Raw genomic sequence first — 19,716 nt, 5'->3', positions numbered from 1 at the left:
AGGGAAATGATGAAGCTTGTTCCGCTGCTCGCCGCCGTGGCCGGCTCGCTCGGCCTCGCGGCATGCACGCTCAACACCGCGCCTCCCAACCCGCCGCCGCCCACGACCATCGTGACGCCGACCCCGGCACCGGCCCCGATGATGATGTCCCCAGCCCCCGCCCCGGGCTCGACCGTGGTGGTGCGTCCGTAAATCCTGTCCGCGGGGAGTGCGGGTTCGCCCGGCACTCCCCGCGCCACGGGCCGGCCCTCAGGCCGATCCCTGCAGCTCCCGCCGCACGATGGCGGCCCCCTCGGCCATGGCGCGCAGCTTCGCGAAGGCGCGCGGCCGCGGCAGGTACTTCATGCCGCAATCCGGCGCGATGACCAGGCGCTCGGCCGGCAAGTGCTCCAGCCCGGCCCTGATGCGCGCGGCCACCGTCTCCGGCGTCTCCACCTCCTCCGTGCCGAGGTCGATCACGCCGAGCATGATCGTCTTGCCCGGCAGCTCGTCCAGCACGGCGAGGTCGAGCCGGGGCTGCGCGGCCTCGATGGAGATCTGGGCCGCGGCGCAGTCGGCGAGCTGCGGCAGGAAGGAGTAGCCGGAGGGCTTGTCCTTCACCACAGCGGCATAGCCGAAGCAGAGATGCACGACCGTCTCGCCGCCGAGGCCTTCTAACGCGCGGTTGAGCGCGCGCACGCCGAAGCGCGCGGCGGCCTCGGGGCGGGCCTGCATCCAGGGCTCGTCGAACTGGATCACATCCACCCCGGCGCGGCGGAGGTCGTGCGCCTCCTCGTTCACCGCGGCGGCGTAGTCCATCGCCATCGCCTCCTCGTCCTTGTAGAACTCGTCCGAGGCCTGCTGGGACAGGGTGAAGGGGCCGGGCAGAGTGATCTTCGTGCGCCGGTCGGTGTTGGCGACGAGGAATTCCACGTCGCGCACCTCCACCGGGCGGTTGCGGCGGATCTTCCCGATCACGCGCGGGACCAGCGTCTCCTTGCCGGCGCGGCCCATGGTGCGGGCGGGGTTGTCCACGTCCACGCCGTCGAGCGCGAGGGCGAAGCGGTTGGAGTAGCTCTCCCGCCGGATCTCCCCGTCCGTCACGATGTCGATGCCCGCGCGCTCCATGTCACGGATCGCGACGAGGGTGGCGTCGTCCTGCGCCCCCTCCAGCGCGTCCTCGGCCACGCGCCACATCTGCTTCATGCGCACGCGGGGGACGAGGTTCTGGGCGAGCACGTTGCGGTCCACGAGCCAGTCGGGCTGCGGATAGCTGCCGACGACGGTCGTAGGGAGAAGGGTGTTGGTCATGCCTGGGCCTTGGGAAGAGCGGTGGGCTGATAGGCGAGGAGGCGCCACGCTTCGCCCTCCTGCACCCAGAGGGCGAGCGTCATGGCGGCGATCTCCCGCTCGCCGCCGTAGCGGATGATGCGGGCGCTCATGCGGCCGAGCGCGGCGGCGGCTCCGGGGCCGGCCTCCAGCACCGTCTCGGTCGAGAAGTCGATGGAGAGGTAGCGCAGGCTGCCATCCGCCAGCGTCGCGAGATAGCTCTCCTTGCTGTCCGTCGTCGCGTTGGAATGGGCGTAGACGAGGCGGTCGGACAGCAACTCCCCGAGCGCCCCGGTGTCACCCGCCCTCATCGCGGCGTAGCGGCGCGCCTCCAGCGCGCGGATCCCATCCTGCATCGGTTGTCTCAGCGTGGATTGGGCGCGAGCAGGCGCTCGGGCCAGGTGGCGAGGCGAAAGAAGTCGAGCCCGCCCTCGCCGCTGGCCTGGTAGGCCGCGGCGAACTGGCGGGCGAGGGCGGCGAGGGGCATGGGCGCGCCCTCGCGCCCGCCGACCGAGAGCGCGAGGTCCAGGTCCTTGGCGACGAGGTCCAGATCGGCCGCGGGCGTCCAGTCCCGCGCCTTCAGCATCTCCGCCTTGTAGGCGAGCAGGGGGGAGGCGACGACGCTGCGGGAGAGGGCGTCCACCATCCCCTCCCAGTCCAGGCCGAGCCGCGCGCCGAAGGCCAGCGCCTCGCCAATCACCGCGGGGGTGAGGGCGACGACGAGATTGACCATCAGCTTCACCGCCCGCGCCTCCTCGGCGGCGCCGCAGCGGAGCGTCTCATTCCCCAGCACGGCGAGGAGCGGCGCGCAGCGCTCCAGCGCGGCCTCCGGGCCGGAAGCGAAGATCGTCAGCGCGCCCGCCGCCGCGGTGCTCGTGCTGCCGGAGACGGGGCAGCGGAGATAGTCCGCGCCCCGCGCGGCCATCGCCTCCGCGACCCGGGCCGAGGCGGCGGGGGAGACGGTGCTGAGATCGATGAAGACCTGCCCCGGGCGGATCGTCTCCGCCACCCCGCCCGGGCCGATGGTGACGGCCAGCAGCGCGGCGTCGTTCGGCACCATGGAAAGGACGATCTCCGCCTCCTCCGCCAGCGCCGCCGCCGTGACGGCCGCGCCCATCCCGGCCCCGGCGAGCGGGGCGAGGCGGACGGGGTCCGTATCCGTCGCCGAGAGTGTCGCGCCGGCATCCAGCAGCCGCCGGCAGAGCGGCGTGCCCATGCGGCCGACCCCGATCCAGCCGAGCTTCCAGCCTTCCAGTGCCGTCATCCCTAGAGCCCCAGGTAGAACTTGCGGACGAGATCGCTGTCGCCCAGCGCGGCGGGGCTGTCGCCCTGGAACTCCACCCGGCCGTGGACGAGAACGTAGCCGCGGTCCGCGATGCGGATCGCCTGGTGGAAGTTCTGCTCCGCCATCAGCACGGTGAGGCCGAGCTTCTCCTTCAGCTCCGCGATCTTCTCGATGGTGCGCGCGACGAGGATGGGCGCGAGGCCGACCGAGGGCTCGTCCACCAGCAGGATCTTCGGCGCGCACATCACGGCGCGGCCGAGCGCGACCATCTGCTGCTCGCCCCCGCTCATGCTGCCGACGGGCTGGGAGCGGCGCTCCTTCAGCCGGGGAAAGGCGTCGTAGCAGAAGTCGAGATGGCGCGGGATGGCGGCGCGGGCGGCGCGGCGGTAGGCGCCGAGCAGCAGGTTCTCCTCCACCGAGAGGCGGGGAAAGAGGCGGCGGCCCTCCGGCACGATGGCGATGCCGAGATCGACGATCTCCTCCGGCGAGCGGCCGATGAGATCGGTGGCCTGCCCGTCGATCGTGGCGACGATCCGGCCGCGCGTCGGGCGCAGCAGGCCGAGGATGCAGCGCATCAGCGTCGTCTTGCCGTTGCCGTTGGTGCCGAGCAGCGCGACCGTCTCGCCCGGCGCTACCTTCAACGAAACGCCGTCCAGCGCCCGCACGGCGCCGTAGGAAGCGTCCACCTCCTCGACGAGAAGACTAGCGGCCAAGATAGGCCTCCTCGACCTCGGGCATGGAGAGGACGGCGCGCGGGTCGCCATCGGCGATCTTCTTGCCGGCGACCAGCACGGCCAGGCGCTGGGAGAACTCGGTGACGGCGCGCATGACGTGCTCGATCATGATGATCGTCGTGCCCTCGGCGTTCAGGCGGAAGAGCAGGGCGAGGATCTGGTCCACCTCCGCGTGCGAGAGGCCGGCCATCACCTCGTCGGCGATCAGCAGCTCCGGCCTGAGCGCCGTCGCGCGGGCGAGCTCCAGGCGGCGCAGCTCCACCTGCGTCAGCTCCTTCGGCATGCGGTGCGCCTTGGCGGCGAGCTCGACGGATTCGAGGCACTCCATCGCCCGCTCGTCCGTGGCGGCGTCGCGGCCGGCATAGGCGAGGGGAACGCGGATGTTCTCCATCACCGTCAGCCCGCGGAAGGGGCGCGGGAGCTGGAAGGTGCGGGCGAGGCCGCGCCGGGCCCGCTCATGCGACTTCAGCCCCGAGAGCTTCGTGCCCTTGAAGGTGAAGCCGCCGTCATGGCTAGGGAAGGCGCCGGCGAGGCAGTTGGTGAAGGTGCTCTTGCCCGAGCCGTTCGGCCCGATCAGCCCGAGGCGCTCCCCCGCGCGCACCTCCAGGTTCACGCCCGAGAGCGCGGTGAAGCCGCCGAAGCGCTTCCCCACGCCCTCCGCGCGCAGCACGATGTCCGGGTTCATGCGCGCCTCCGGAACAGGCCGATGATGCCGTGCGGCGCCGCGCAGACAAAGACAACGAGCACGACGCCCACGATCATCAGGTTCGCCGCCGAGGAGATGGTGACGGTCGCCGCCTGCTGGAGCGAGGCGAGGAGCACCGCGCCGATCAGCGGCCCCGCCCAGCTCCCCGTGCCGCCGATCAGCGGCATGGCGATGGCGTTCACGGCATAGGCCAGGCCGAAGGCGGAGTTCGGTTCGACATAGGAGCCGAGAAGGGGAAGGGGCGCCCCCGCCACGGCCATCATCGCGCCGGAGATGGTGGTGGCCACCAGCTTCAGCCGCAGGGTGGGCACGCCGGCTGCCTCGGCGGCGGCCTCGTCGTCCCGCAGCGCGGCCAGGCCGAGGCCGAGGCGGGACTTCTCGATGCTGCGGGCGACGGCGATGCTGGCCGCCGCCAGCACCACCATGACCGCGCAGAGGAAGCCGCTGTAGCTGTCGAAGGGCCAGGGAACGTCGCGGGGGCGGATGACATAGGCCCCGCGCGAGCCACCGACATAGGACCAGTTCACCACGATCGTCTGGAGAACAACGGAGAGGCAGAGCGTCGCGATGGCGAAATAGGCGCCGCGCAGCCGCAGGGTGAGGATGCCCGTGCCGAGGCCCAGCGCGCCGCCCACCACCGCGGCGAAGGCGATGCAGGGCAGCAGCGAGAGGCCGAGCGCCTTGCCGATGGCGACGGTGGTGTAGGCGCCGGCGGCGAAGAAGGCCGCGGCGCCGAAATTCACGTAGCCGGCATAGCCGCCGAGGATGTTCCAGGCCGTCGCCAGCACGACGTATTGCAGCACGAAGGTGGCGGCGAAATAGGCGTACTCGCTGCCGAAGGCGCGCAGGGCGGCGATGAGCAGCAGCGCCACGGCGGCGCTGCCGAGCCAGAAGGCGCCGTGGCCGATGCGCCACGGGCGGGGGAGGGCGGGCGTGGCGGGGATCGTCGCGTCGCTCATGCCGCGCGCCCGAAAAAGCCCTGCGGCCGGACCGCCAGCACCAGCAGCAGGCAGCCGAAGGCGACGGCGGGGGACCAGGAAGGGCCGTAGAAGGTGGCGGTGACGTTCTCCACCACCCCGAAGGCGAGTGCCGCCAGCACGCAGCCGCCGAGGGAGGAGAGCCCGCCCATGATGACCACGGCGAAGATGCGACCGATGAAGACGTGGCCGGACCAGGCGTCCACCGGCTGCACCACCACCAGCGCCCCGCCGGCCAGCGCCGCCGTCGCGATGGAGATGCCGAAGGCGAGGCGCTTGATCCGCACGGGGTCGATCGCCAGCAGGCGCAGCGCCTCCCGGTCCTGCGCCACGGCGGCGATGGCGCGGCCGGTGAAGGTGCGGCGGAGGAACAGCACCAGCGCGCCGATGGCGGCGAAGGAGACGAGGGCGGGGACGAGCATCCGCAGGGGAAGGTCGATCTCTCCCAGGCGCCAAGTGGTGCTCGCATAGGCCGCGTCGGCAAAGTGCTGCTCCGGCCCGATCGCGAGGACGAGCCCGACCTCGATGATGAACATGACACCGAAGAAGAAGGCGAGGCCCTGGATGGCCTCGTCCCCGCGCCGCTCGAAGAAGTGGTGGTAGACGACGTAGATTGCGGCGCCGAGCGCCCAGAAGGCCGGGGTGAGCAGCACCGACAGAAGCAGGGGATCGAGGCCCGTCGCCGCCCAGAGCAGGGCGACGAGGAGCGCGCCCAGCACCATGAAGGCCGGGTGAGCGATGTTGACCACGTCCAGCATCCCGAAGGAGACGGAGAGGCCGGCCGCCGCGGCGGCGTAGAGACCGCCGAGCAGCAGGCCCGAGACGATCCCGTTCAGGAGGAGGGCGAGGTCGGGATCCATCAGGCGCCGGCCGTGTAGGGCTTGCGGAGATCGCCCGACTTGTAGCGCTGGGGGTAGAGGATCACCTGCGTGCCGGCCTTGCGGAACTGGTCGATCCCGTTGCCCTGCACGCCCTGGTACTGGGTGTAGAGGTTGCGCTCCTCCGTCCACTCGCCCAGCGCGTCGAAGCGCAGGGGGCCGATGACCGTGTCGAACCCATTCGCGTGCATGTCGGCGGCCAGCGCCGCCTGGTCGATGCGGCCGACGCGGCGCACGGCCTGCTCCAGCACCTGCATCTGGGCATAGGCGAGCGGCGGCACGTAGTGGCCGAGCGCGTCCGTGCCCTCCTTCGCGGCGAGGGGTTGGTAGCGCTCGATCAGCGCCTGGGTGCCCGGGAACTGCAGCGTGGGTTCGGGCGCGTAGACGTCCCAGACCACGAGGTTGTTCAGGATGGGGCCGAGCTGGAGCTTCTGGGCGGTGATGTGCGGGCCGATCATCGGGCCGCCCATCATCTGGAAGTTCACGCGAAGCTCGCTCGCCGCGCGCAGCAGCCCGGCCGTGTCCGGCGGGTAGGAGCCGACGAAGACGATGTCCGGGCGCGCGGCCTGCACCGCGCGGATGATGGGCGCGAAGTCCACCGTGCTCGGCGGGTAGGCGCGGTCATAGACCACGCGCAGCCCGTGCTGGCGGGCGAGGAAGCGCGCGCTCTCGGCCGTGCGCTGGTGGAAGTCGCTGTCGAGGTTCACCAGCGCGATGGAGCGCGGCTTCGGGTCCATCGCCATGGCGATGTCCATGAAGCCCTTGGCGAAGGTCTCCTTCACCTGCGACCCCGTGGGGTTGATCGAGAAGTAGCGGTCGTACTTGAAGTCGTTGTTCACGCCCGTGCCGAAGAGCGACACGAAGGCCATGTTCCGCTGCATCACGATCGGCATGGCCGGCGCGATGATGGCGGTGGCATAGCCGGAGATGACGAGGTCGACCTTATCGACGTCGATCAGCTTCGTGTAGATGCCGGGGACCTGCGCGCCCGTGCTCTGGTCGTCGTAGTTGACGAGCTCGACGGGACGGCCGAGCAGCCCGCCCTTGCTGTTCACCTCCTCCGCCCAGATCCGGTGCGCGAGCAGGGCCGGCCGGCCGTTCCCGGCCAGGCCGCCGGAGAGCGACATGGAGTAGCCGATGCGGATCGGCGGGCCGGACGGGGCCGCCTGGGCGCGGGCGGTGGCGGGAACCGTCGCGGCCGCCGTCGCGGCCAGGGCGGCGCGGCCGAGGTCGCGCCTGCTCAAGCTCTGCATCACTCTCCTCCTCTCGGCCCGGTTTCTCTGCCCGCGGCCCGTTCCTGAATGTCGGTAAGGCGGCTACTCGGCCGCGATCTTCGAGGGATCGGCGCCCACGCGGCCGGACTTGTCGTGGGCGGCCTTGCGGGCGACCTGGAAGTCGTAGCGGACGCTCGGCAGGTCCGGCGAGGGCGAGCCCTCCGCGCCCATCTGCGGGCGCACGACCAGGGATTCGGAGACGCCGAACACCGTGTCGGAGTCGATGTTCGCGTCGTCCCCGAGATAGAGGGCAGTGACGAGCTCCCTGTAGCCCTCGGCGCCGATCAGCATGTGGATATGCGCGGGGCGGAAGCCGTGGCGGTTCTGCGCGCGCACCAGCGCACCGACCGGGCCGTCCATCGGGATGGAGTAGCCGAGCGGGATGAGGGTGCGGATCGCGTAGCGGCCCTCCGCATCCGTGCGGAACTGGCCGCGCATGTCCATCGTCTCGGGGTCGAGCGCCTGGAGGTCGTAGGCGCCGTCCGCGTCGGTCTGCCAGATCTCGACGATGGCGTTCGGCACGCCCTCGCCGGCCTCGTTCATCACGCGGCCGAAGAGCATCATCTCCGGGCCCTGGGCGTGCTTCGCGATGCTCTCCCCATAGGCGAATTGCGGGGAGGCCTCGCGGTAGAAGGGGCCGAGAAGGCTCGTCTCCGTCGCCTCGCCCACGCGGTTGGCCTGGTCGTCCATCAGGTTCACCAGGCGCGAGAGGCCGAGCGTGTCGGAGAGGAGGATGAACTCCTGCCGGATCGGCGTGCAGGTCTGTCCGACGCGGGTGAGGAAGCCGATCGCGGCCAGCCACTCCGCCGGGGTCAGCCGCACCTCCCGCGCGAAGGCGTGCAGGTGGCGCACAAGGCTCTCCATCACCTTCCGCAGCCGCGGGTCGGGGGTGGAGGCCATCTGCGCGACCACCGCATCCGTCAGCGTCTCCTGGTTCAGGTCAGCCATGTCCGTTCCTCCATTTCCCCCAGGGCGGGTCCTGCCGGCCCGCGCCTCCGTTGTCGGTCTAGTCCGGCCTGATGTTGGCAGCGGCGATCACCTCGCGCCACTTCGAGATCTCGCGGCTGGTCATCTCCGCCAGCTTCTCCGGCGAGCCGCCCGTCGGCTCCACGCCCTGCGCGCGCAGGTTGGCGAGGGCTGCCGGATCGGCCAGCAGCGCGTTCGTGGCCCGGTTCAGCCGCGATACCACCTCGGCCGGAAGGCCGGCGGGGCCGTAGAGGTTCCACAGCCCCTCCACCACGAAGTCGGGGATACCGGCCTCCACGATCGTCGGCACCCCGGGCAGGATGCTCACGCGGGCGGCGGAGGTGACGGCGAGCGCCCGCAGCGTGCCGGCATCGAGATGCGGCTTCAGGCCGAGCGGGTGGTAGAACATCGCGTCCACCCGCCCCGCCACGAGGTCGGTCACGGCCTGCCCGGCATTGCGGTAGGGGGCGTGCTGCGTGGTCAGCCCCGCGCGCAGGTTCAGCAGGGCCTGGGAGAGATGGCCCGTCGTCCCGTTGCCGGCCGAGGCGAGGGTGAGGGGGCGCTGCTTCGCCAGCGCCACCAGCTCCGCCACCGAGGAGACGCCGAGGGAGGACGGCACGCCGAGCACGGTCGGCGTGGTCACGAAGGGCGCGATCGGCGTGAAGTCCCGGATCGCGTCGAAGCCGGGATCGGTGAAGAGGCTGGCGTTGATGCCGTGCGTGCCGTTCGTGCCGAGGATGAGGGTGTAGCCATCGGCCGGCGCGCGCGCGACGGCCTGGGCGCCCACGTTCCCGCCCGCGCCGGCGCGGTTGTCCACCACAACGGGCTGCCCCGCCTCGCGCGCCAGCGCCTCGGCCAGGATGCGGCCGAGAATGTCGGTCGTCGTGCCGGCGGCGAAGGGCACGATCAGGCGGATGGGGCGGCTTGGCCAGGCGGGCTGCGCGCGGGCGGCCCGGGGGAGGATGCTGGGGAGGGCAGGGGTGGTGCCGAGGGCCGCCAGCAGGAGGCGGCGCGGGATGCGGGTCATGCGGCGGCTCCGGCGCGGGGGGTGACGTAGCGCTCGATGGGGCCGCTGGCCTTCCCGCGGCGGAGGGGGATGCAGGCTTCCGGGAAGCCCTGCTCGAAGCGGGCGCCGGCATCGGCCAGCCGGCCGAGGAAGCGGTCGAGATGGCGCATGGCGCCGTTGGGAAGGTCGTGCAGCACAAGGGCGACGGGGTCGGGGCCGCGGCACATCTCCAGCGCCCGGTCGGGCCAGCCCTCGGGATCGCGGAAATCGCCGGGCACGGCGTTCCACAGCACGCAGGTGAAGCCGCCCTCGACGAGGTAAGCCAGCGCCGCGCCGCTCAGCAGGTGCGGGCCCAGCGCCCCGCCCCCGCCGAGGGGGCGGAAGAGGCGGTCGGGATGGGAGAGCTCGCCGATGAGGTCCTGGGTGCGCCCGATCTCGGCCTCGGCGGTGCCGGCGTCATCCGGCAGCTCGCCCAGGGGGCGGGCATGGGTCCAGCTATGGTTGCCGATCCAGTGCCCCTCGGCATGGGCGCGCTCGGCGAGATGGCGATGCGCGGCCAGCTTGTGGCCGAGGACGAAGAAGGTGGCGGGGACGCCGCGCGCGCGCAGCACCTCCAGCACGCCGGGCGTGACCTCGGGCTCGGGGCCGTTGTCGAAGCTGAGGGTGACAACCGGCCCCCCCATGCTCAGCCCGCCTCGTCCTCGATCGTGTTGGACAGGATGCCGATGCCCTCGATCTCGATCTCCACCGTGTCGCCCGGCTTCATGAAGACGGGCGGCTTGCGGGGATAGCCCACGCCGCTGGGCGTGCCCGTGGCAATCACGTCGCCCGGCTCCAGCGTCATTACCTCGGACAGGATCGCCAGGATGCGCGGGACGGAGAAGATCATGTCGGCGGTGTTGGAGTCCTGCATGACCTGCCCGTTCACGCGGGAGGTAATGCGGAGGGCGTTCGGGCCCTGCGGGAGCTCGTCCGGCGTCACGATCTCGGGGCCGATCCCGCCGGTGCGCTCGAAGTTCTTGCCCATGGTCCACTGGGCGCCTTTGCGCTGGTAGTCGCGCACGGAGCCCTCGTTCATGCAGGTGTAGCCGGCGACGTGGGAGAGGGCGTTCTCCTCCGTCAGGTGCCGGGCGCGCTTGCCGATCACGATGACCAGCTCCGCCTCGTAGTCGAACTTGTCGGAGACCTTCGGGCGGACAAGCGCCTGCTTGTGGGCCGCCAGCGAGGTCGGGCCGCGCATGAAGACGGCGGGGTAGTCGGGGATCGGGTTATTACCCTCCTTCGCGTGCTCGACGTAGTTCAGGCCGATGCAGATGATCTTGCCCGGGCGCGGGATGGGGGGAAGCAGCGTCAGCCCCGCCATCGGGCGGCGCGGGGCGCCCTCCAGCTTCGTCGCCAGTTCCCCGGCTCCCTCGGGCAGGTTCAGCGCGGCGAAGGCGGCCAGCGGATCCGCGGGAAGGCCCGGCACCGCATCGGCCAGGGCCACCACATCATCGCCCAGCCGGGCGCCGAGGGCGGGGCGGCCCTCCTGCTCGAACGCGATCAGACGCACGCAGCCTATCCTCCCGTTTGGGGGACGGAGATTTTGTCGAAATTCTGCCGAGGTCAAGCGCGAATGTCGCCGAGACTTGCCCCGGGCGCGGGTTGCCGGTTAACCCAGGGGCATGTCCCAGGCGACGCAGAACGGGGCGCGCGACCCCACCCTCGCCACCGCCGTCCACCGGCGGCTGCGGGAGGACATCCTCTCCGGCCGCCTGCCGCCGGGGCTGAAGCTGAAGCTGCGCGACCTCGCCGAGAGCTATGGCGCCGGTGCCTCCCCCATGCGGGAGGCCCTGTCGAAGCTGGCGGCGGAGGGGCTGGCCGAACGGCTGGAACACCGGGGCTTCCGCGTCGCCGGCGCCGCCCCGGCCCAGCTCGACGGGCTGATCCGCAGCCGCGTGCTGGCCGAATGCGCGGCGCTCAGGGAATCCATCCGGCGCGGCGACGCGGCCTGGGAGGACGCGGTGGTGGTGGCGGAGCACCGGCTGAACCGCCTGGCGCGCTCGGTCGATCCGCAGCGCTTCGCGACCAACCCGGAATGGGAAGCCGGCCATCTTCGCTTCCACCAGGCGCTCCTCGAGGCTTGCGGGGCGCCACAGCTGCTCGCCTTCTGCGACCGGCTGCGGGAGGAAGCGCGGCGCTACCGGGCGCTGGCGAACACCGCCGCCTATCCCGACCGGGACGTGGCGGCCGAGCACGCGGCGATCGCCCGCGCGGCGCTCGACCGGGACGCCGAGGCCGCGGCGGCGCTGCTGGCCCAGCATTACGAGCGGACGGGCGCCTTCGTGGGCGCCGATCTCGGGCGCCGGGCGGGGCCGGGGGAAACCGGGGTGGCGGGGCGCCGTTTGGGGGGCTGACGGAACGAAGGCTTCGGCATGGCAGGCGGGGCCGCTCCCCGCCTGATCTCTGTCGGCTCTTCTTCCGGTGCCCAAGCCCTTCAGCAGGACACCGCCATGGCCGATCTCGACCTCCCCCTCCGGCAGGGCTTCGCGCCCGATGCCGGCATCTCCCAGGCCCTGCCGGACGACATCCCCATTACCCTGACCATCAACGGCGAGCGGCGGGAGCTGCATGTCCGGCCCTGGACGACGCTGCTGGACCTGCTGCGGGAGGACCTGTCCCTCTATGGCACGAAGAAGGGCTGCGACCACGGCCAGTGCGGCTCCTGCACCGTGCTGATCGACGGGCAGCGGATGAACTCCTGCCTGGCGCTGGCGGTGACCAAGGACGGCTGCGAGGTAACCACCATCGAAGGGCTGGCCGCGCCGGACGGCACCCTGCATCCCATGCAGGAAGCTTTCATCGAGCACGACGCCTTCCAGTGCGGCTACTGCACCCCCGGGCAGATCTGCTCCGCCGTCGGCCTGCTGAAGGAGGGGCACGCGCGCACGCCCGAGGAGATCCGCGAGATGATGAGCGGCAACATCTGCCGCTGCGGCGCCTACACCAACATCGTTGACGCGATCGAGGACGTGATGGCGAAGGAGGGCGCGAAGTGAACCGCTTCTCCATCGCCCGCCCCGGTAGCGTGGCGGAAGCCGTGCGCGAGGTGACGACGCATCCCGCCGCGAAGTTCATCGCGGGCGGCACGAACCTCGTCGACCTCATGAAGTACGATGTGGAGCGGCCGACGCATGTCGTGGACCTCTCCCGCCTGCCCGGCCTGAACACGATCGAGGAGACGGGGGAGGGCGGGCTGCGCCTCGGCGCGCTGGTGAGCAACACCGCCGCCGCCTATGATGAGCGGGTGAAGGAGCGTTACCCGCTGCTCTCCTCCGCGCTTCTCGCCGGCGCCACGCCCCAGCTCCGCAATGCGGCGACGATGGGCGGCAACCTGCTGCAGCGCACGCGCTGCTACTATTTCTACGACGCCGCCACGCCCTGCAACAAGCGCCAGCCCGGCACGGGATGCCCGGCGAAGGATGGCGTGAACCGCATCCACGCCATCCTCGGCACGAGCGAGCACTGCATCGCCACGCACCCCTCCGACATGTGCGTGGCGCTGGCTGCACTGGAGGCGGTGGTGAAGGTGGCCGGGCCACAGGGGGAGCGGAGCATCCCCATGGCCGATTTCCACCGGCTGCCCGGCAACATGCCGGAGAAGGACACGAACCTGCACGGCGACGAGATCATCCTCGCCATCGAGCTGCCGGAGCCGCGCTTCGGGAAGAACCACACCTACCTGAAGCTGCGCGACCGGCTCTCCTATGCCTTCGCCCTCGTCTCCGTCGCGGCCGCGCTGGAGATGGACGGCGAGAAGGTCGTGGAGGCGCGGATCGCCCTCGGCGGGGTCGCGCACAAGCCCTGGCGCGTGCCGGAGGCCGAGGAGATGCTGCGCGGCAAGGCGGCGGGCCGCGAGGCCTTCTCCGCGGTGGCGGATCGCATCCTGCAGGGCGCCCAGGGCTATGGCGGCAACAGCTTCAAGATCGAGCTGGCCCATCGTGCGATCATCCGCGCCCTGTCCCAGGCCGCGGCCGGCACGCCCCAGTCCCAGACCGACAAGCGCATCCAGTAGGAGGGGCCAGAAATGGATCAGTCCCCAATGTTTGAGACCCCCCTGTTCGAAACCCATGTCGGCTCCCCCCGCAACCGCGTGGACGGCAGGCTGAAGGTGACGGGGGCGGCGCCCTATGCCGCCGAGTTTACCGCGCCGGACCTTGCCTATGGCTACGTCGTCTCCGGCGCGATCGCGAAGGGGAAGATCACGAACATCGACACCTCGGCCGCCATGGCGGTGCCGGGGGTGGTGCAGGTCTTCACCCACCAGAACCGCCCGCGCACGGCCTGGCGCAGCGGCGCCTATCAGGACGAGGTGGCCCCGCCCGGCAAGCCCTTCCGCCCTCTCTACGACGAGCACATCGTCTATAGCGGCCAGCCCGTGGCGCTGGTGGTGGCGGAGGATTTCGAGATCGCGCGCTACGCCGCCTCCCTGGTCCGCGTGACCTATGAGGCGGAGAAGCACCAGACCGATGTCGCGAAGGTTCTCGGCGAGGCCTATGTGCCGCCGAAGAAGCGCTCCGGCATCACGCCGCCGCCCAAGCCCAAGGGGGATTCCGAGGCCGCCTTCGGCGCTTCGCCCGTGAAGGTTGAGAGCGAGTACCGGATCGCGGTCGAGCACCACAACCCGATGGAGATGCACGCGACCACCGTGGTGTGGGAGGGCGGAGGCAGGATCACCGTCCACGACAAGATCCAGGGCGCGCAGAACAGCCAATCCTACATCACCCATGTCTTCGGCCTGTCCAACGACGACGTGCGGGTGATCTCGCCCTTCGTGGGCGGCGCCTTCGGCTCGGGCCTGCGGCCGCAGTACCAGCTCTTCCTCGCCGTCATGGCGGCGCTGGAGCTGAAGCGCTCCGTCCGCGTGACGCTCACGCGCGACCAGATGTTCACCATGGGCTACCGGCCGGACGGGGTGCAGAACGTCGCGCTCGGCGCCAATCCGGATGCCAGGCTGCAATCCATCCGCCACGACCTGATCGCGGGCACCTCCACCTTCGAGGACTACCAGGAGGCGACGGTCAACTGGTCCGTCATGCTGTACCGCTGCGACAACGCGACGGCGACGCAGAAGCTGGTGAAGATCGATACCTACACCCCCGCCGACATGCGCGCGCCCGGGGCGCCGACTGGGCTGTTCGCCATGGAATCCGCCATGGACGAGCTCTCCTACAAGCTCGGGATCGATCCGGTCCAGCTCCGCCTTCGGAACTATTCCGAGGTGGACGAGGCCAACGGCAAGAAGCTGACGAGCAAGGAGCTGCGCGCGGCCTACCAGATCGGCGCCGAGCGCTTCGGCTGGGCCAGGCGGAACCCCGTCCCGCGCTCGATGAAGGAGGGGCGGGAGCTGATCGGCTGGGGCATGGCGACCGGCGCCTGGGAGGCGCAGATGGCGCGCACCGCCGCCCGGGCCGTGCTCACGGCGGATGGGCGGCTGGAGGTGGCCTCGGCCACCGCCGATATCGGCACGGGAACCTACACCATCCTCACCCAGATCGGCGCCGACGCGCTCGGCCTGCCGATGGAGAAGGTGACGGCGCGGATCGGCGATTCCAGCCTGCCGAAGTCGCCGGTCGAGGGTGGGTCCTGGACGGCGGCCTCGGCCGGCACGGCCGTGCGGCTGGCCTGCGACACCGTGCGGCAGCAGCTGTTCAAATACGCCCGCGGCATGGACAACTCGCCGATCGCCAATGCCGACCTGGCACAGGTGGCCTTCCAGGGGGAGCGGATCGCGCTGATCTCCGATCCCTCCCGATTCGTGACGATCGCGGATGCGATGCGCGCGGGCGGGGTGGACCGGATCGAGGCGGAGGAGACGGCGGTCCCGGACAAGCTCGTCCAGGCGCGCTACTCCTCCTACACCCACTCGGCCGTCTTCGTGGAGGTCCGGGTGGACGAGGAGTTGGGCCAGGTGCGCGTGACCCGGCTGGTGGACGCGGTGGCGGCGGGGAAGATCATCAATCCCAAGACCGCGCGCTCCCAGATCCTGGGCGGCGTCGTCTTCGGCATCAGCATGGCGCTGCACGAGGAGTCGATGCCGGACCACAATCTCGGCCGGTTCATGAACCACAACCTCGCCGAGTACCACGTGCCCGTGAACGCCGACATTCACGACATCGACGTGATCTTCGTGGAGGAGCAGGACGAGCTGGCCAGCCCCATCGGCGTGAAGGGGTTGGGCGAGATCGGCATCGTCGGCACGGCGGCCGCCATCGCCAACGCGGTCTTCCACGCGACGGGCAAGCGCATCCGCGAGCTGCCGATCACCATCGACAAGGTGATCGGGACGAAGGAGACGGCCTGATACCTTCCCGGGGCGCCCTGCCGCTCAGTGGCGGCGGGCGCGCCTCGGGGCTTCCTCCGTCCGTGCCTCGTCGTCCATCACGAGGCTCTCCATTCCCGCCCGCCAGGTCACCTGCCAGGAGCGCGGGCGGCCGCCACGGCAGCGCAGCAGTTCCAGGGTCCATTGCGGATCGCCGAGATCGTGCATGGACCCGCCGGCCCGGCCCGTGACGCGCCAGCGCGTGGTGGCCAGGGAAGGTCCCTCTTCCTCCTCCGAATCCCGCAGGAGTAGGCCGATCCCGCCCCCCGTCTCGGCCGCGAGCTGAAGGCGGCGCATGGCGGTGGCGTCGGGCCGCTCCGTCATCAGCAGCACGGCCGAGACGGCGGGGCAGCGAAGCGCCTCCTCCGTCGCCCAGAGCGCGTCCTGGTGGTTCGAGGGCTGCGCGACGACCAGGCGGGAAGGGGGCAGGCCGAATCCGGCCAGGCCGGGCGGCCAGGGATCGGGGTCCCGCGCGATCCAGAACACCGTGCCGCCGGAGCGCGCCATCAGCAGCGCCGCGAAGCCGGCCGCGGCACCCGCCCCGTCGGACAGGATTTCGTGCAGCGCCGCCCGCGGCAGGCCCCCGCCGGGAAGGTCGCGGTTCATCTCCGGGCAGAGGGGGATCGCCGAGGGCTCCTGCCGGTCCGCCAGCCCGGCACGTTCGATTCGGGCGACTCGGGCCCGGAGCGCGGCCATGAGGGCGCGGCGGTCCAGGCTCCCGGCCACCTGATGGAACGACTCGCTGGCCTGCGCGGATTCGTGATGAACCCCTTCCAAACCACTGGAATTACGGTCAGGAGCGGCGGCGCTATGGGGCCGGTGAGGCGAATCAGAAGGCATGCTCGTTCATACTATGTTCTTGTATCGGCCGCACGCTCCAAGAACGCGATCCGTCGTCGCGTCGGACCTTCGCCGGTGAGGCGATCCGAACCCCAGGCCGTGGACCGAGGTGCCGCCCCGATGCTTGCCCGCCGCGGCCTGCTTGCTCTGATGCCCCTGTCCGCCTGCACCGGCCTGCCCTCCGGCGAGTCCGCCGGGCTGCCCATTGCCTCGCTCGTCGGTACCGGTTTCGCGGCCCTGCATGCGGAGGGGGAGGGCGGGCCGGGAGCCCTGCTCGGTTCGGCGGTGGCAGTGGCCCCCGGGCTGGTCGCCTGCACGACGCACGCCCTGCCCGCCGGCGCCAGGACTGTCTGGCTGCGCCGCGGGGACGGCGCGCCCGCCCGCCGCGTGCCGGTTCTGGCGCATAGTCCGCGCATGGACCTGACGATCCTGGGGGACGGGGAGGGGCTCCTCACGCCTGCCGCTCTCTGCAATCGGCCGGTCGAGGCCGGGGACCGGATCTGGGCGGCCGGAATGCCGGGGATCGGCCCCGGCGTGGCGACGGGTATCGTGGAGATCCCCGATGCCATCCTGCCCCGCTTCGGCCGCGGCTTCACCGCCCGTCTCGCCGCGCTGATGGGCTATTCCGGGGGGCCGGTGGTCGGGCCGGATGGCTGTTTGCGCGGCCTTGTCGCCGCCCTTCCCGATGGGGACGGCGCGGGCGTCCTGGCGGCGCTGAGCGGGATCGACCTCGGCGGTCTAGCCAGGGGCGCGGACCGCCGGGTCTTCATCCTCTCCATCCGGCAGGCGCTGGAGGAGGTCCCGCGGCTCGGCGTCGCGTGACCTGCTGCCCCTTCTAGTTACGCCTCTCGAGGTCCCAGGGCGCGCGGGCAACTTCCCGCTCGGCATCCAGGCGGTTCAGCCCGACATCGGCCAGCATCCGGTCGTCGAGGGTGGCGAGAATCCGCCGCTCCTCGACCGCGCGCAGCATGCAGGCCAGGGCGCGAAGCCATCCGGATGCGTGCCGGACGCCGGCCCGAAGGCGGCGGGCAACGAGGATCTCCCGCGCGCTGCTGCCGCTGGGAATGACGTGACCGGACATGGGGGCAATCCCTCTCTCTATGATGCCGCGATGAGAGGATTGGCCCGCAAGCGTCATAAGGGAAACGAGTTGTTTTGAAGATCGGCATCAGCGATGCTGATGCGGTCATGATGGCCATTCCCCCCGGAATCGATCCCGACCTGCTCCGCTCCTTCGTGCTGGTGGCCGAGGGCGGGAGCATCACGCGCGCCGCCGCGCGGGTGGGGCGCACCCAATCCGCCGTCTCCATGCAGATGCGGCGCCTGGAGGAATCGCTGGGGCAGGCCTTGCTGCTGAGGGGCGCGCGCGGGTTGGTGCCGACCCCGCACGGGATCTGGCTGCTCGACCGCGCGAGGCGGTTGCTGGCCATGCACGACGAGATCGTGACGAACTTCCGGGCGCCCGAGATCGCGGGGCCCGTCCGGCTCGGCTGCCCGGACGACTACGCGCTGCTCTGGCTGCCGCAGATCCTGGCCGGCTTCGCCGAGGCGCATCCGGCGGTCGAGGTGGAGGTGGTCTGCCTTCCCTCCAGTGTCCTTCTCTCCTGTTTCGGCAAGGGCGAGCTCGACCTCACCCTTTTCTCCGCCGGAACCGAGGCGCCCGGGGTGGCGGCGGAGACGATATGGCGCGGGCCGCTGCGCTGGGTCGGGCCGGCCGCGCGGCCGATCCACCTGCTCCGGCCCCTGCCGCTCGTGCTGTGCCATACCGGCTGCACCTGGCGGGTCGCGGCCACGCAGGCGCTGGACCAGGCGGGGGTGCCGTGGCGCATGGCCTACTCTTCCGCCTCGCAGACCGGGACGCATGCCGTGGTGCTGGCGGGGCTGGGGGTGACGGTCGGCCTGTCCGTCGCGCTGCCCCCCGCGCTCCGCCTGCTCGGGCCGGAGGACGGGATGCCCGCCTTGCCGGAGCTGGAGATCGCACTCCTCCAGCATCCCGGCGCGGTCGCCGAGGCCCTGGCGAACCATATCCGCCGGGGCTTCGGCGATGGGGCGGAGGTGAGCGCCCGGGCAGCCTGACCCGGCACGGTGGGTTGCGCGGAACGCAACAACCGCCGAAGCTGCGCCCAGCCGCCCGGGAAGGGGCGAAGGTGACGTTCAAGGAGCACATCATGATCCAGCGCCCGAGCACGGGCCGGCGTGGATTGATCGTGGCGACCGCCGCCGGCCTCGCCATGCCGTCCGTCCTGCGCGCCCAGGGCACGTGGCCGGACAGGCCCATCCGCCTCATCGTCCCCTGGCCGCCCGGCGGCTCCACCGACGTGGTCGCGCGGATTTTCCAGCAGCGGCTGGGCGAGGTACTGGGGCGTCCGGTCATCGTCGAGAATCGCGGCGGCGCATCGGGGGCGATCGGGGCAGGGGAGGCCGCCAGGGCGGCGCCGGACGGCAATACCTGGATGCTCGCCTACGACACCGAGGCGACGAACCAGACCGTCATGCGCCTGCCCTACAAGGCGCTGGAGGCCTTTGCCCCCGTCTGCCTCGTTGCCACGGGGCCCCTGGCGCTGGTGGCGCACCAGTCCACCCCCTATCGCAGCTACCAGGACGTGGTGGAGGCCGCGAGGAAGGCTCCGGACACGATCAACTACGCCACGTCAGGCGTGGGAGGGCTGGCGCATGTCGCCACCACTCTGCTGCAACAGAAGGGCGACTTCCGCATCGCCCATGTGCCCTATCGTGGCGGCGGGCCGGCGGCGCAGGACGCGGTGGCCGGCCATGTGCCGCTCTTCATGTCCAATGTCGTGGTGATCAGCCAGCACATCCGTTCGGGATTGCTGCGCCCCCTGGGGGTGACCACCCGCACGGCGTCGCGCCATGTGCCCGGCGCCCCCTCCTTCGCCGAGCAGGGGGTCGGGGACTTCGAGGCCCCTACCTGGTGGATGCTGCTCGGCCGGGCGGGTACGCCGGAGCCGATCCTGGCCCGGATGAGCGCGGCCATCCGCCAGGTCGTGCAGGAGCCGGAAGTCCGGCAGAAGATCGAGGAGCAGGGAGCCGACGTGGTCGCCTCCGATCCCGAGGGGGCGCGGCGCTTCCTGCAATCCGAGATCGACAAGTGGGCCGCCGTGATCCGGAGCGCGGACATCCGGGCCGACGGGTAAGAACAGGGCAGCGCCGGGCGGGCATGAATTTCGTGCCGGGTGCGTATTTTCCCGCAACCGCCTCAAAAAGGGGTTTGACGGCCGGTGCTGCCGCCCATATAAGCCGCCCCACACCGACGGTGCTTCTGATGGGGGCGGGTTGGTGACCCTGGTTGGGGCGGATTGAGGGGGTTGACGCGGTGGTGATGAGCCACTAGATACGTCGCCCTGCTGATGCTTCGGCGGG

General features: G+C 71.2%; 22 protein-coding genes. 8 read left to right on the top strand and 14 right to left on the bottom strand.

The features are described from left to right. The first annotated feature begins 9 nt into the window (after nucleotides 1-9). Entirely contained in the window at nucleotides 10-192 is a 183-nt protein-coding gene (locus FHS87_RS21165; RefSeq protein WP_184521334.1) for a hypothetical protein, read from the top strand. A 57-nt stretch (nucleotides 193-249) separates the two neighbouring features. On the opposite strand, the gene FHS87_RS21160 is transcribed toward FHS87_RS21165, so the two are convergent. From FHS87_RS21160 to FHS87_RS21105, 12 genes are all read right to left on the bottom strand, one after another. Continuing rightward, nucleotides 250-1,290: a 5-methyltetrahydropteroyltriglutamate--homocysteine methyltransferase gene (locus FHS87_RS21160; RefSeq protein ID WP_184521332.1), complete on the bottom strand. Its 1,041-nt coding sequence runs from the start codon at nucleotides 1,288-1,290 to the stop codon at nucleotides 250-252. Beyond that, nucleotides 1,287-1,664 carry a nuclear transport factor 2 family protein gene (locus FHS87_RS21155; RefSeq protein WP_246418594.1) on the bottom strand — a complete coding sequence of 126 codons (378 nt, stop codon included), beginning with the start codon at nucleotides 1,662-1,664 and terminating at the stop codon, nucleotides 1,287-1,289. The genes FHS87_RS21160 and FHS87_RS21155 overlap by 4 nt, the downstream gene beginning before the upstream one ends. Nucleotides 1,665-1,672: 8 nt before the next feature. Further along, nucleotides 1,673-2,572, bottom strand: a complete 900-nt coding sequence (locus tag FHS87_RS21150; protein ID WP_184521330.1) for an NAD(P)-dependent oxidoreductase — start codon at nucleotides 2,570-2,572, stop codon at nucleotides 1,673-1,675. A 2-nt stretch (nucleotides 2,573-2,574) separates the two neighbouring features. Further along, the gene (locus tag FHS87_RS21145; RefSeq protein ID WP_184521328.1) at nucleotides 2,575-3,306 is read right to left on the bottom strand and encodes an ABC transporter ATP-binding protein; all 732 of its coding nucleotides are present in this window, start codon (nucleotides 3,304-3,306) and stop codon (nucleotides 2,575-2,577) included. Next, nucleotides 3,296-4,012, bottom strand: a complete 717-nt coding sequence (locus FHS87_RS21140; protein WP_184521324.1) for an ABC transporter ATP-binding protein — start codon at nucleotides 4,010-4,012, stop codon at nucleotides 3,296-3,298. Before FHS87_RS21140 ends, FHS87_RS21145 begins: the two co-directional genes overlap by 11 nt. Then, nucleotides 4,009-4,992: a branched-chain amino acid ABC transporter permease gene (locus FHS87_RS21135; protein WP_184521322.1), complete on the bottom strand. Its 984-nt coding sequence runs from the start codon at nucleotides 4,990-4,992 to the stop codon at nucleotides 4,009-4,011. Before FHS87_RS21135 ends, FHS87_RS21140 begins: the two co-directional genes overlap by 4 nt. Continuing rightward, entirely contained in the window at nucleotides 4,989-5,870 is an 882-nt protein-coding gene (locus FHS87_RS21130) for a branched-chain amino acid ABC transporter permease (RefSeq protein ID WP_184521320.1), read from the bottom strand. The genes FHS87_RS21135 and FHS87_RS21130 overlap by 4 nt, the downstream gene beginning before the upstream one ends. Next, nucleotides 5,870-7,141, bottom strand: coding sequence for an amino acid ABC transporter substrate-binding protein (locus FHS87_RS21125; protein ID WP_184521318.1), 1,272 nt, complete (start codon nucleotides 7,139-7,141; stop codon nucleotides 5,870-5,872). The genes FHS87_RS21130 and FHS87_RS21125 overlap by 1 nt, the downstream gene beginning before the upstream one ends. A gap of 63 nt (nucleotides 7,142-7,204) precedes the next feature. Beyond that, the gene (locus FHS87_RS21120) at nucleotides 7,205-8,110 is read right to left on the bottom strand and encodes a dioxygenase family protein (protein WP_184521316.1); all 906 of its coding nucleotides are present in this window, start codon (nucleotides 8,108-8,110) and stop codon (nucleotides 7,205-7,207) included. Nucleotides 8,111-8,168: 58 nt separating this feature from the next. Continuing rightward, entirely contained in the window at nucleotides 8,169-9,155 is a 987-nt protein-coding gene (locus FHS87_RS21115) for a Bug family tripartite tricarboxylate transporter substrate binding protein (RefSeq protein ID WP_184521314.1), read from the bottom strand. After that, on the bottom strand, nucleotides 9,152-9,817 hold the full coding sequence (locus FHS87_RS21110; RefSeq protein ID WP_184521312.1) for a polysaccharide deacetylase family protein: 666 nt from the start codon (nucleotides 9,815-9,817) through the stop codon (nucleotides 9,152-9,154). The genes FHS87_RS21115 and FHS87_RS21110 overlap by 4 nt, the downstream gene beginning before the upstream one ends. Before the next feature lie 2 nt (nucleotides 9,818-9,819). Further along, nucleotides 9,820-10,686 (bottom strand): fumarylacetoacetate hydrolase family protein, encoded by an 867-nt coding sequence (locus FHS87_RS21105; RefSeq protein ID WP_184521310.1) that lies wholly within the window; start codon nucleotides 10,684-10,686, stop codon nucleotides 9,820-9,822. A 112-nt stretch (nucleotides 10,687-10,798) separates the two neighbouring features. Here FHS87_RS21105 and FHS87_RS21100 point away from each other — a divergent pair, with 112 nt between their 5' ends. The 4 genes from FHS87_RS21100 (at nucleotide 10,799) to FHS87_RS21085 (ending at nucleotide 15,477) form a co-directional block, all read left to right on the top strand. Then, entirely contained in the window at nucleotides 10,799-11,530 is a 732-nt protein-coding gene (locus tag FHS87_RS21100) for a GntR family transcriptional regulator (protein ID WP_184521308.1), read from the top strand. A gap of 96 nt (nucleotides 11,531-11,626) precedes the next feature. Next, entirely contained in the window at nucleotides 11,627-12,172 is a 546-nt protein-coding gene (locus FHS87_RS21095; protein ID WP_184521307.1) for a (2Fe-2S)-binding protein, read from the top strand. After that, nucleotides 12,169-13,188, top strand: coding sequence for an FAD binding domain-containing protein (locus tag FHS87_RS21090; protein WP_184521305.1), 1,020 nt, complete (start codon nucleotides 12,169-12,171; stop codon nucleotides 13,186-13,188). Before FHS87_RS21095 ends, FHS87_RS21090 begins: the two co-directional genes overlap by 4 nt. Nucleotides 13,189-13,215: 27 nt before the next feature. After that, entirely contained in the window at nucleotides 13,216-15,477 is a 2,262-nt protein-coding gene (locus FHS87_RS21085; RefSeq protein ID WP_184521303.1) for a xanthine dehydrogenase family protein molybdopterin-binding subunit, read from the top strand. 24 nt (nucleotides 15,478-15,501) lie between these two features. Here the strand turns inward: FHS87_RS21085 and FHS87_RS21080 are convergent, their stop codons facing one another. Continuing rightward, nucleotides 15,502-16,221, bottom strand: a complete 720-nt coding sequence (locus tag FHS87_RS21080) for an ImuA family protein (protein WP_184521301.1) — start codon at nucleotides 16,219-16,221, stop codon at nucleotides 15,502-15,504. A 234-nt stretch (nucleotides 16,222-16,455) separates the two neighbouring features. Between FHS87_RS21080 and FHS87_RS21075 the strand changes: the two genes are divergently transcribed. Beyond that, nucleotides 16,456-17,157 (top strand): trypsin-like peptidase domain-containing protein, encoded by a 702-nt coding sequence (locus FHS87_RS21075; RefSeq protein ID WP_184521299.1) that lies wholly within the window; start codon nucleotides 16,456-16,458, stop codon nucleotides 17,155-17,157. Between the two features lie 13 nt (nucleotides 17,158-17,170). Here the strand turns inward: FHS87_RS21075 and FHS87_RS23490 are convergent, their stop codons facing one another. Continuing rightward, nucleotides 17,171-17,416 carry a DUF1127 domain-containing protein gene (locus tag FHS87_RS23490; RefSeq protein WP_221300230.1) on the bottom strand — a complete coding sequence of 82 codons (246 nt, stop codon included), beginning with the start codon at nucleotides 17,414-17,416 and terminating at the stop codon, nucleotides 17,171-17,173. A gap of 107 nt (nucleotides 17,417-17,523) precedes the next feature. Here FHS87_RS23490 and FHS87_RS21065 point away from each other — a divergent pair, with 107 nt between their 5' ends. Beyond that, a complete protein-coding gene (locus FHS87_RS21065) occupies nucleotides 17,524-18,411 on the top strand; it encodes a LysR substrate-binding domain-containing protein (RefSeq protein ID WP_184521296.1) in 888 nt (295 codons plus the stop codon). Nucleotides 18,412-18,503: 92 nt separating this feature from the next. Continuing rightward, nucleotides 18,504-19,490, top strand: a complete 987-nt coding sequence (locus FHS87_RS21060) for a Bug family tripartite tricarboxylate transporter substrate binding protein (RefSeq protein WP_184521294.1) — start codon at nucleotides 18,504-18,506, stop codon at nucleotides 19,488-19,490. Nucleotides 19,491-19,716: the final 226 nt, after the last annotated feature.

The sequence above is a fragment of the Muricoccus pecuniae genome (assembly GCF_014199205.1).
Classification (GTDB): domain Bacteria; phylum Pseudomonadota; class Alphaproteobacteria; order Acetobacterales; family Acetobacteraceae; genus Roseomonas; species Roseomonas pecuniae.
Note: the sequence above shows the minus strand (reverse complement) of the source record. Positions and strands in the feature narration are given on the sequence as shown.